This window comes from Ferrovibrio sp. MS7, assembly GCF_038404985.1.
GTDB lineage: Bacteria > Pseudomonadota > Alphaproteobacteria > Ferrovibrionales > Ferrovibrionaceae > Ferrovibrio > Ferrovibrio plantarum.
Genome location: NZ_JBBKBA010000001.1, coordinates 1769399 through 1781480 on the forward strand (window position 1 = coordinate 1769399; position 12082 = coordinate 1781480).

Genomic DNA, 12082 nt, shown 5'->3' on the forward strand with positions numbered 1-12082 from the left:
AACATTGCCGCTTTCGCGGGCAGGGCGGGAATCGCATAAAAATTGCCCAAGAAATGTTTACACTTCCGCGTCCGTCATGCTTACAATCCGTGCTTGTGTGCAGCGCAATATCAGGGGGCAAGGCATGGCGCAGCGGTATCCGACCCGGCAGGGCGGGGACATTTGATGCAGGACAGCACCAGCTCTGCCTTCGTCACCCTCGACAAGGTCTCCCTCGTCTACCAGCAGGCGGAAACTTCCACCCTGGCGGTTGAGGACCTCTCGCTTGGCATCAAGAAGGGCGAATTCGTTGCCGTGGTCGGCCCGTCGGGCTGCGGCAAGTCCACCCTGATGAAGCTGGTCACCGGCCTGATGCCGACGACCAAGGGCGCCATCACCATCGAAGGCAAGCCGGTGAACGGCCCGACGCCCGGCGTCGGCATGGCCTTCCAGAATTCCACCCTGCTGCCCTGGCGCTCCACCATCGACAACGTGATGCTGCCGCTGGAGATCGTGAAGCCGCACAAGCACCAGCTCCGCCGCGAGCGCGACCGCTATGTCGCCCGCGCCATGAACCTGCTGCGCACCGTTTCCTTGCATGAATTCGCCGACAAATTCCCCTGGCAGCTTTCCGGCGGCATGCAGCAGCGCGCCAATGTCTGCCGCGCCATCATCCACGATCCCAGCCTGCTGATGCTGGACGAGCCGTTCGGCGCGCTCGATGCCTTCACCCGCGAGGAATTGTGGGGCGTGATGCAGAAGCTGTGGATGGAGCGCCAGTTCACCGCCATCCTGATCACCCATGACCTGCGCGAAGCCGTGTTCCTCGCCGACCGCGTTTTCGTGATGAGCAAGCGGCCAGGCCGCATCGTCTATGAGCGCGAGGTGGATATCCCGCGTCCGCGCACGCTGGACACTACCTTCGAGCCGTATTTCGGCCAGATCGTGCATGAACTGCGCGAGCGCATCGTGGAGGTCAAGCACTCATGAACCGCGAGAAGATCATTCTCCGCCTGATGCCGTGGGCCGTCACCATCGGCTTGTTCGTGATCTGGGAAGTCGCCTGCCTGGTCACCGGCGTAGCCGAATTCGTGCTGCCGGCGCCGACCAAGGTGTGGGAGGCGACAGTGAAATTCGCGCCGCAGATCCTGCATCATTCGCTGCAGACGCTTTATACCACCACTGCCGGCTTCGTGCTGGCCGTGGTCGGCGGCATGCTGCTTGGGGTGTTCATCGGTGCGTCCAAGCTGGTCTATACCGGACTCTATCCGGTGCTGGTCGGCTTCAACTCGATCCCAAAGGTGGCGATCGTGCCGGTGCTGGTGATCTGGTTCGGCATCGGCACCATTCCGGCCATCATCACGGCCTTTGTCATTTCCTTCTTTCCCATCGTGGTGAACGTGGCCACCGGCCTTGCCACCATCGAACCGGAATTGCGCGACGTGCTGCGCTGCCTTGGCGCCACGCGCACGGAAATCCTGTTCAAGATCGGTATTCCGCGCGCCATGCCCTACCTGTTCGCCTCGCTCAAGATCGCCATCACCCTGGCTTTCGTCGGTTCCGTGATCGCGGAAACCGTGGCGTCGAACGAGGGCATCGGCTACCTGATGCTGTCTGCTTCTTCCAGCTACAATGTGCCGCTGGTCTTTGCAGGCCTGGTGGTTGTCGGTATCATGGGCGTGCTGATGTATGCCGTTGCTGCGGCTTTCGAACGCCGGATGACCGGCTGGGCGTTCCGTGGCAGCGATCTGATGACCTGAGCCGGGCCGGAGGCGCAAGCCTCGGGCCGGAGGAGCGGACGGGATGCCGGAAACGGTACGCTTCCTGCTGCGTGGCGAGGTGGTGACAGTGGGGCCTGAATTGCCCCACACCACCACGGTCCTCGACTATCTAAGGCTCAGCCAGCGTCTTTGCGGCACCAAGGAAGGCTGTGCCGAGGGCGATTGCGGCGCCTGCACCGTGGCGGTGGCGGAACTCGACGGTGACAAGTTGCGCCATCGCGCCGTCAATAGCTGCATCCAGCTTGTCGGCCAGCTCGATGGCAAGGCCCTGATCACGGTCGAGGACCTCGCGGAAGGCGACATGCTGCATCCGGTGCAGCAAGCGATGGTCGATTGCCATGGCTCGCAATGCGGCTTCTGCACCCCGGGCTTCGTGATGAGCCTGTTCGCGCATTACAAGTCCGGCATGCCGACCGATAACGACAGCCTCTGCGATACGCTGGCCGGCAATCTCTGCCGCTGTACCGGCTATCGCCCGATTCTGGAAGCCGGTCAGAATATGGGCCAGGGTGAGGTCGGGGCACCGGATAAATTCTCCATCCTGGAAGCCGACTGGATTGCCAAGCTCAAGGCGATGCAGCGCAGCGAGGGCTTGCGCCAGGAGACGCCGGCTGGCCGCTTCCTGGCGCCGATCAGCCTGGATGAATTGATGACGCTGCTGCGCGGCGTCGACTGGGACGATACCTGGGTTTTGGGCGGCGGCACCGATGTCGGCCTGTGGATCACCAAGCAGCATCGCCGCATCGGCACTATCCTGCATCTCGGCAAGATCGCGGCACTCAAGCGGGTGGAGATTTTACCCGACGAAGTGAGCATCGGCGCCTCTGTCACCTACACCGAGGCGATGCCGGCAATTGCCGCGCTGCATGCCGATTTCGCCGCCATGGTGCGGCGCCTCGGCTCGACGCAGATCCGCAATGCCGGCACCATCGGCGGCAATATCGCCAATGGCTCGCCGATCGGCGACAGCATGCCGCCGCTGATCGCGCTGGGGGCGCGGCTGCAATTGCTCAGCCCGGCGGGCGAACGCTTCCTGCCGCTGGATGAATTCTTCCTCGGCTACCGCAAGACCTATCTGCGCCCGCGCGGCGTCGTCGCCAAGGTGATCGTGCCGCGTCCGGGGCCGGATTCGCGCTTCGCGGTCTACAAGCTGTCGAAACGGCTGGATCAGGATATCTCTGCCGTGCTTGGCGCTTTCCATGTCGTAATGGATGGCGACCATATCGCCTCGGCGCGCATTGCCTATGGCGGCATGGCAGCGATCCCGCAGCGGGCGCACGCCGCCGAGCAGGCTTTGCTGGGCCAGAAGCTGACCGTGGAAGCTGTGGAGCCCGCCGTTGCCGCCCTGGCGCAGGATTTCACGCCACTCAGCGACATGCGCGCCTCGGCACGCTACCGCCTGCTGGCGGCGCAGAATCTGTTGCGCAAATTCGCCGCCGAGCAACAGGCGGGCAGGCCGATCCGGATCGAGGCTGCAGAATGACACGGGTGGTGGCCAAGCCGCTGAAGCATGACAGTGCCGCCAAGCATGTCTCGGGCAGCGCGCGCTATATCGACGATCTGCCGGAGCCGGAAGGCTGCCTGCATGGCGCCTGCCACATGGCGGCGATTACCCATGGCCGCATCAAGTCGATAGACCTCTCGGCGGCGCGCGCCCTGCCGGGGGTGGTCGATGTCATCACGGTCGCCGATGTGCCGGGCGATCCCGATATCGCGCCGGTATTTCCCGGCGACCCGGTGCTGGCATTGGACACAATCGAATTTCACGGCCAGCCGGTGGTGGCTATCGTTGCGCGGGACCTGCAGACGGCGCGGGCGGCGGCGCGGCTGGTGAAAGTGGAATACGAGGAATGGCCACCGCTGCTCTCGGTGGCCGAGGCCATCGAACGCCAGGCCTGGGTCGGCGATCCGCTGACCATGCGCCAGGGCGATGCAGCGGCGGCCCTGGCCCGCGCGCCGCATCGGCTTAAGGGCGAGTTCAATCTCGGCGGCCAGGATCATTTCTATCTCGAAGGCCAGATCAGCCTGGCGCAGCCATCCGAAGATGGCGATGTACATGTCTGGTGCTCGACGCAGCACCCCTCCGAAGTGCAGAAGCTGGTGGCGCGGGTGCTGGCGCGGCCGATCCATGCCGTCACCGTGGAATGCCGCCGCATGGGTGGCGGCTTCGGTGGCAAGGAAACCCAGGCGGCGCAATTCGCCTGCCTGGCGGCCATCTTCGCCACGCGCACGAAGCGGCCGGTGAAATTCCGCCTCGACCGCGACGAGGACATGATCGCCACCGGCAAGCGCCATGATTTCCTGGTGCGCTACGATGTCGGCTTCGACGACGAGGGCCGCATCCTCGGCTATGACGTGACGCTGGCCGGGCGCGGCGGTTCTTCGCCGGACCTGACCAATGCGGTGGTCGATCGCGCCATGTTCCATGCCGATTCCAGCTATTTCCTGCCCGATGTGCGCATCACCGGCCTGCGATGCAAGACCAACACGGTGTCGAACACCGCCTTCCGTGGCTTCGGTGGCCCGCAGGGCATGGCCGCCACCGAATACGTGATCGACCAGATCGCGCGCTATCTCAAATGCGATGCGCTGGATGTGCGGCTGCGTAATCTCTATGGCACGACAGAGCGAAACGTCACCCCCTACGGCCAGACGATCCGCGACAATATCCTGCCCGAGCTGCTGGCCGAACTGATCGAGTCTTCCGACTATCGCCGCCGCCGCGCCGAGGTCGATGCCTTCAATGCCGCCAATCCTTATCTCAAGAAGGGCCTGGCCATCGTGCCGGTGAAATTCGGCATTTCCTTCACCACCAGCTTCCTCAACCAGGCCGGCGCGCTGGTGCTGATCTACGAGGATGGCTCGGTGCAGCTCAATCATGGCGGCACCGAGATGGGGCAGGGGCTCTATATCAAGGTGGCGCAGGTGGTGGCGGAAGTGCTGGGCCTGAAACCGGAGGCCATCCGCATCACCGCCACGCGCACCGACAAGGTGCCGAACACTTCGGCCACGGCGGCTTCCTCGGGCGCCGATCTCAACGGCAAGGCCGCCGAGGATGCGGCGCTGATCCTGCGCGGGCGCCTGGCAGAGGTTGCGGCAGCGAAGTTCGGCGTGCCGGCGGAGGCGGTGGTCTTCGCCGATGGCATGGTCAGTGGCGGCGGCAAGGCGCTGCCTTTTGCCGAGATCGCGCATCATGCCTATCTGCAGCGGGTACCGCTTTCCGCCAATGGTTTCTACGCCACGCCGGGCCTGACTTTCGACCGCAAGGCTGCTACCGGTACGCCGTTCTATTACTTCGCCTATGGCGCGGCGGTGACCGAGGCGTTGATCGATACCTTCACCGGCGAATACCGCTTTCCGCGCGCCGACCTGCTGCATGATTGCGGCTCCAGCCTCAATCCGGCGATTGATCGCGGACAGGTCGAGGGCGGCTATCTGCAGGGCCTGGGCTGGCTGACCATGGAAGAATTGTGGTGGGACGAGAAGGGCCGGCTGCGCACCCATGCGCCCAGCACCTACAAGATTCCGACCGCGCGAGACCTGCCGGCGGATTTCCGCGTGCAGCTGGTTTCCGGCCGCGCCAATCCGGCTGATACAATCTTCCGTTCCAAGGCGGTGGGCGAGCCGCCCTTCCTGCTCGGCGTCTCGGCCTGGCTGGCGCTCAAGGATGCCGTTGCCGCCGTGGGCGATCATCGCCTGCTGCCCGATCTTGATGCGCCGGCAACGCCGGAGCGCGTGCTGCTGGCGGTGGAGGCGTTGCGCCGGAAGCGGGCAGCCATGCCGGAACAGGCGGCAGCGAAATGAGCGAGTGGCTCAACCGGCTGATCACGCTGGAACAGCTCAACGTCCCCTGCGTGCTGGTGACGGTGGCGGCTGTGGATGGCTCGGCGCCGCGCGAGGCCGGCGCCAAGATGGTGGTGACGGTGGCGGAAAGCACCGGCAGCATCGGCGGCGGCGAACTGGAATTCCAGGCGATCCAGATCGCGCGCCGCATGCTGAAGGGCCGTACCGAGCCGGCGCTCCGCCGCTTTCCGCTAGGCCCCGCCCTGGGGCAATGCTGCGGCGGCCATGTCACCTTGTTGTTCGAGCCACGCCGGGCTGAGAATTTCACCGTTGCCCTGTTCGGCGCCGGCCATGTTGGCCGCGCGCTGGCGAATATCCTCGGCACCTTGTCCTGCCGGGTGCGCTGGATCGATCCGCGCCCCGATGCCTTCCCGGACCATGTGCCGCAGAATATCGATGTCGAGGTGTCGCCGGCGCCTGAGCGCGAGGTGGCGGCTCTGCCCGATGGCGCCTGGGTGATCGTGATGACCCATAACCATGCGCTTGATCTTGGCATCGTTGCCCGCGCCCTGCAGGAAGGCCGCTTCGGCTATGTCGGCCTGATCGGCTCGGATACCAAGCGGGCGCGGTTCGAGAAGCGGTTCCGCGAACTCGGCATCGCGGAAGACCGCATCGCCTCCCTGGTCTGCCCGATTGGCATTTCCGGCATCACCGGCAAGCAGCCGGGCGAAATCGCCATTGCCGTCGCCGCCGATATCCTGCGCCGCCGCGAGGCCCTGCTGGCCGGCCTGCCGCTGGAAGAGGCGGAAGCCTAGCCGCCGGCCAACCTAAAGGTAGGGTGGCGTTTCCGCGCTGGCAGCGTTGCGCCTGGCCCAGGGCAACCGCTAACATTCAGCCATAATCCAGAGGAAACGCTGTAGCGAGGAGATGCCGCCATGTCCGTGCCCGCCTTGTTCAAGGGCCGTCTGTCGATCCCGGTGATCGGCTCGCCGATGTTCATTGCCTCGACACCCGACCTGGTGATCGCGCAATGCAAGGCCGGTATCGTCGGTTCTTTCCCGGCGCTGAATGCGCGGCCCAAGGAAGTGCTGGAAGACTGGCTGAAGCGCATTGCCGGCGAGCTTGGCGAGTATGCCGCCAAGCATCCGGACAAGCCGGTGGCGCCGTTTGCCGTGAACCAGATCGCGCATCACTCCAATGACCGGCTGATGCATGACGTGGAAATCTGCGTCAAGCACAAGGTGCCCATGTTCATCACCTCGCTGAAGGCGCCGGTGGAAGTGGTGCAGGCGGCGCATAGCTATGGCGGCATCGTGATGCATGATGTGATCAATGTGCGCCATGCCCGGAAGGCGATAGAGGCCGGCGTCGATGGCCTGATCCTGGTCTGCGCCGGGGCCGGCGGCCATGCCGGCACGCATTCGCCTTTCGCCCTGGTGTCTGAGGTCCGCCGCTTCTTCAAGGGGCCGATTGCACTCTCAGGTGCGATCTCGAATGGCGCCCAGGTGCTGGCGGCGCAGGCCATGGGTGCCGATTTCGCCTATATCGGCACCCGCTTCCTTGCCACCAACGAAGCCAGCGTGGTGCCGGAATACAAGCAGATGCTGATCGATAGCGCGGCGGCAGATATTGTCTACACCTCGCTGTTCTCCGGTGTGCATGCCAATTACCTGAAGAAGAGTGTCGCCGCTTCCGGCATGGACCCGGAAAATCTGCCCGAGGCCGACAAGAGCAAGATGAATTTCGGCACCGAGGGCAGCAGCCACAAGAAGGTGTGGCGCGATATCTGGAGCGCCGGCCAGGGCACTGGCACCATCGACGAGGTGCTGCCGGTGGCCGATCTGGTGGCGCGTATGCGGCGCGAATACGATGCCGCCCGCGCCGCCCTTGCCGCCGGCGTGGCGGCTGATCAGGCAGCGGAGTGAAGGCCATGACCCTGCGCTACAAGACCCTCTATGCCGAGGCCAAGAACGATCCCATCGGCTACTGGCAGCGCCAGGCGCAGCGTGTCGCCTGGAGCAAGCCGCATGAGCGCGTGCTCGATGACAGCAATCCGCCCTTCTATCGCTGGTATCCCGGCGCCGAACTCAACACCTGCTACAATGCGCTCGACCGCCACATCGAGGCCGGCCACGGCGCGCGTGCGGCGCTGATCTACGACAGCCCGGTCACGAATACGGTGAAAAGCTACAGCTACACCGAATTGCGCGAGCAGGTGGCGAAGCTGGCCGGTGCCATCCGGGCGCTCGGTGTGAAGAAAGGCGACCGTGTCATCATCTACATGGCGATGACGCCGGAAGCGGTGATCGCCATGCTGGCCTGTGCCCGCATCGGCGCGGTGCATTCGGTGGTGTTCGGCGGCTTCGCGCCGCGCGAACTCGCCACCCGTATCGATGATGCCAAGCCGGTGCTGATGATCGCCTCATCCTGCGGCCTGGAGCCCGGCCGCGTGGTGGAATACAAGCCGCTGCTGGATCAGGCCATCGAGATCGCTGCGCACAAGCCGCAGGCCTGCCTGGTCTTCCAGCGTCCGATGTGCCAGGCGGCGATGATCGCCGGCCGCGACCATGACTATGCCGCTGCGGTCGCAGCCGCAGCCCCGGTGGATTGCGTGCCTGTCGCCGCCACTGATCCGCTCTATGTGCTCTACACCTCCGGCACCACCGGTATCCCCAAGGGCGTGGTGCGGCAGAATGGCGGCCATGCCGTGGCGCTGCACTGGTCGATGGAGCATATTTATGGCGTGAAGCCCGGTGAGGTATTCTGGGCCGCGTCCGATGTCGGCTGGGTGGTCGGCCATTCCTATATCGTCTACGCGCCGCTGATCTTCGGCGCCACGTCGCTGCTCTACGAAGGCAAGCCGGTCGGCACGCCCGATGCCGGCGCCTATTGGCGGGTGATCCAGCAGCACAAGGTGGTGGCCCTGTTCACCGCGCCCACGGCTTTCCGCGCGATCAAGAAGGAAGACCCGCGCGGCGAACTGGTAAAGAAATACGATCTTTCCCATTTCCGCGCCCTGTTCCTGGCCGGCGAACGCGCCGATCCGGATACTGTGCACTGGGCCGAGGATATCCTGAAGAAGCCGGTGATCGACCATTGGTGGCAGACCGAAACCGGCTGGCCGGTCTCGGCGAATTTCATGGGCCTGGAACTGCTTCCCGTGAAACATGGCTCGGCCACCTGCGCGGTGCCAGGCTATGATGTGCAGGTGCTGGATGATGACGGCAAACAGGTGCCCGAACCCGGCACCATCGGCAATATCGCCATTAAGCTGCCGCTGCCGCCGGGCTGCCTGCCGACGCTGTGGAACAACGACGAGGGCTTCAAGAAAAGCTATCTCGCGCGCTTCCCCGGCTATTACAACACCGGCGATGCCGGCTTCATCGATGAGGATGGCTACATCTACATCATGAGCCGCACCGACGACATCATCAACGTCGCCGGCCACCGTCTTTCCACCGGCGGCATGGAGGAAGTGCTCTCGGCGCATCCTGATGTCGCCGAATGCGCCGTGGTCGGCGTGGCGGATCAACTGAAAGGCCAGGTGCCGCTCGGCTTCGTGGTGCTGAAATCCGGCACGTCCAAGGCCGAGGACCAGATCGTGCGTGAACTGGTGGGGCTGGTGCGCGATAAGATCGGCCCGGTCGCTGCCTTCAAGCAGGCCGTGGTGGTGAAAAGGCTGCCCAAGACGCGCTCCGGCAAGATCCTGCGCGGCACCATGCAGAAGCTGGCCGACGCCCAGGAATTCCGCATGCCGGCGACCATCGACGACCCGGTGATCCTCACCGAGATCGAGCAGGCTTTGCAGCCGATAGGCTATGCGAAGAAGGGGTAGTGCCTCATCGTCTTCATGGTCGGCCTGCGCCAACCATGACGGTTTAACTAACCGTCACTCCCACTTGCGGAAGGCTTCGACGAACTTCTCTTCGCCGCAGGCGATGAAGTAGCCGCGGCGCACGCAATTCTCGGACTCGCCGAGCCGCTGGCGTACCGCCTTGAGGGCGGGGAGCATTTCCTCGGCGGTTTTCAATTCGGTAAAGCGGAACACTTCGCCTTCCGTGCGCGCGCCTTCGTAGATCACGCCGAGCCCGCTATCGGCGACGATCTGGTTGCGCGACTTCGGATAGGTCTTCATGCCCTTCATGCTGCCGGTCTTGTTGATGAAGCGCTCGAAGTCGGAGATGCCGGTATGGCGCTTGGTCGGCGCCGACGTATCCTCGTTGCAGCCAGCAAGCAGCAGGGTGGAAACGGCCAGAGCGGCGAGGGTGCGGGGGAAAGTAGACATCTTAAGCATGCAGCCGTTGTATAGACCGTTGGTTACAAAAAGCTATACGGATCGACATCGACACTGAGTTTTACACCCGAGGGTAGCGCCACCTGGGATAGCCATACGCGCAGCAGGGCCGGAACATCCACGCCGCGCTCGGCCTTCAGCAGCAGCCGCTCGCGATGCCGGCCGCGCAGGAAATTCAACGGTGCCGGTGCCGGCCCCAGCACGCGCAAGTCCGGCCCTTGGGGGGCACGGCGTGCCAGGTCGCGCCCGGCCTGGGTGACGCGGGCCTGGTCGGGGCCGCTGACGATCAATGCCGCCAGCCGGCCGAAAGGCGGCATGCCGGCACGCCGGCGCTCGTCCAGTTCGGCGGCGAGGAAGCCTTGGGCATCGCCGCGCGCCATCGCCGCCAGCACCGGATGCTCGGGCATGAAGCTTTGCAGCAGCACGCGGCCGGGCCGTTCGGCGCGACCGGCGCGGCCGGCCACCTGGGTGAGCAATTGCCAGGTGCGCTCCGAGGCGCGCGGATCGCCGCCGGCCAGGCCGAGATCGGCGTCGATCACGCCGACCAGGGTGAGCAGGGGGAAATGGTGCCCCTTGGCGACGATCTGGGTGCCGATCAGGATATCCACCTCGCGCCGTGCCACGCGGTCGAGCAATTCCACGATATGGCGCGGCGTGGTCATGGTGTCGGAGGCCATCACCGCCACGCGGGCCTCGGGGAACAGTTCGGCGGCCTCCTCGGCCAGGCGCTCGACGCCGGGGCCGCAGGGCTTGAAGCGGTCGGCTTCGCCGCAGGACGGGCAGGCGTCGGGCTGGCGTGCCTGGAAGCCGCAATGGTGGCAGAGCAGGCGGCCACGCCCGCGATGCTCCACCAGCCAGGCGCTGCAATTCGGGCATTGCAGGCGGTGGCCGCAGGCACCGCAGAGGGTGAGCGGGGCGTAGCCGCGGCGGTTCAGGAACAGCATCGCCTGCTCGCCCTGCGCCAGGGTTTCGGTCATCGCCGTCTGCAAGGCCGGGCTGATGAAACGCTGGCGCGAGATGCCCTGCTTGCGCATGTCGATGGCGGCGATATCGGGCAGGCTGGCGCCGCCATGGCGCTCGGGCAGTGGCACATGGCGGTAGCGGCCACGCTTCACATTCTGCAGCGTTTCCAGGCTCGGCGTCGCGGAAGCCAGGACCACGGGAATGCCCTGATGCTTGGCGCGCACCACGGCCATGTCGCGGGCATTGTAGATGGCGCCTTCCTCCTGCTTGTAGGAGGCATCATGCTCCTCATCCACCACGATGAGGCCGAGATCGGCATAGGGCAGGAACAGTGCCGAACGCGCGCCCACCACCACGCGGGCGCGGCCCGCGGCGATGGCGCGCAAGGTCTCGCCGCGTCTGCCGGGACTCAGTTCGGAATGCCAGGCCCAGGCCATGCCGGAGAAGCGGCGCTCGAAACGGTCGAGCCAGGCTTGCGTCAGGGCGATTTCCGGGATCAGCACCAGGCTTTGCCGGCCCAGCCGCAGCGCCTCGGCCACGGCCTCGAAATACACTTCCGTCTTGCCGGCACCGGTAACGCCTTCGAGCAGCAGCACATTATACTCGCGTGCCGCCACCGCTGCGCTCAATTGCTCGGCTGCCGCCGCTTGGCCTTCCGATAGCTGTGGCCCCGGCGCATCGCCCTCGGGCTCCGGCTGGCGGCGGTCGCTGGCAACAGCGCGCTGCACCAGGGCGCCAGCCGTCACCAGCCCGCGCACCACGGCGGGCGTGACTCTGGCGGCCTCGGCCAGCTCGGCCTGCGAAAGGCCGGGGCGTTCGCGGGCTATGCTCAGCACCCGCTGGCGCGCGGCGCTCGGGCGCAGCTCGGGCTGTGTCTCGGCGGCATCCAGCACGATACGGCTCGGCGCCTCGCCGATCAGCGCGTCGGGCATTGGCAGGCACATGCGCAGCACGGCGCCGGGCGGATTAAGCGTGTACTCCGCCATCCAGTCGATGAAACCGCGCAAAGCCGGCTCCAGCGGTGGCACTCCCGCAAAAACCGCCTGGATCGCCTTGGTCGTCTTGCCCGGCGCCAACGCCTCTGCGGTGCCATCCCATACCACGCCTAAACTCTCGCGGTTGCCCAGCGGCACACGTACCAGCATGCCGGGCTGCGGCAGCGGCTGGTTCGCCGGTGGCGCGTAACTCAGCGGCTGGCCGAGCGGCAGCGGCAGCAGCACGCGCAGCAGGGGGGGCGAGGGCATTGGCGGGCTGGCCATGGTGGCGACAGATCGGTTTTGAT

9 protein-coding genes are annotated in these 12082 nt (G+C 65.4%); 7 read left to right on the forward strand and 2 right to left on the reverse strand.

The annotated features are described in order from the left end of the window. Positions 1-165 precede the first annotated feature (165 nt). From V6B08_RS08455 to V6B08_RS08485, 7 genes are all read left to right on the forward strand, one after another. Positions 166-969: an ABC transporter ATP-binding protein gene (locus V6B08_RS08455; protein ID WP_341979614.1), complete on the forward strand. Its 804-nt coding sequence runs from the start codon at positions 166-168 to the stop codon at positions 967-969. Next, positions 966-1739 carry an ABC transporter permease gene (locus V6B08_RS08460; RefSeq protein WP_341979616.1) on the forward strand — a complete coding sequence of 258 codons (774 nt, stop codon included), beginning with the start codon at positions 966-968 and terminating at the stop codon, positions 1737-1739. The genes V6B08_RS08455 and V6B08_RS08460 overlap by 4 nt, the downstream gene beginning before the upstream one ends. Positions 1740-1782: 43 nt before the next feature. After that, positions 1783-3243 (forward strand): xanthine dehydrogenase small subunit, encoded by a 1461-nt coding sequence (xdhA, locus tag V6B08_RS08465; RefSeq protein WP_341979618.1) that lies wholly within the window; start codon positions 1783-1785, stop codon positions 3241-3243. Next, positions 3240-5564, forward strand: a complete 2325-nt coding sequence (xdhB, locus tag V6B08_RS08470) for a xanthine dehydrogenase molybdopterin binding subunit (RefSeq protein ID WP_341979620.1) — start codon at positions 3240-3242, stop codon at positions 5562-5564. The genes xdhA and xdhB overlap by 4 nt, the downstream gene beginning before the upstream one ends. Then, a complete protein-coding gene (xdhC, locus tag V6B08_RS08475; protein ID WP_341979623.1) occupies positions 5561-6358 on the forward strand; it encodes a xanthine dehydrogenase accessory protein XdhC in 798 nt (265 codons plus the stop codon). The genes xdhB and xdhC overlap by 4 nt, the downstream gene beginning before the upstream one ends. A gap of 120 nt (positions 6359-6478) precedes the next feature. Continuing rightward, positions 6479-7468, forward strand: a complete 990-nt coding sequence (locus V6B08_RS08480; RefSeq protein WP_341979626.1) for an NAD(P)H-dependent flavin oxidoreductase — start codon at positions 6479-6481, stop codon at positions 7466-7468. Positions 7469-7473: 5 nt separating this feature from the next. Then, positions 7474-9378, forward strand: coding sequence for a propionyl-CoA synthetase (locus tag V6B08_RS08485; RefSeq protein WP_341979628.1), 1905 nt, complete (start codon positions 7474-7476; stop codon positions 9376-9378). A 54-nt stretch (positions 9379-9432) separates the two neighbouring features. Here V6B08_RS08485 and V6B08_RS08490 read toward each other — a convergent pair whose 3' ends face one another. Together V6B08_RS08490 and V6B08_RS08495 are read right to left on the reverse strand one after the other, a co-directional pair. Beyond that, positions 9433-9828 (reverse strand): hypothetical protein, encoded by a 396-nt coding sequence (locus V6B08_RS08490; protein ID WP_341979630.1) that lies wholly within the window; start codon positions 9826-9828, stop codon positions 9433-9435. Between the two features lie 32 nt (positions 9829-9860). Beyond that, positions 9861-12044 (reverse strand): primosomal protein N', encoded by a 2184-nt coding sequence (locus V6B08_RS08495; protein ID WP_341979633.1) that lies wholly within the window; start codon positions 12042-12044, stop codon positions 9861-9863. Between the last annotated feature and the right edge of the window lie 38 nt (positions 12045-12082).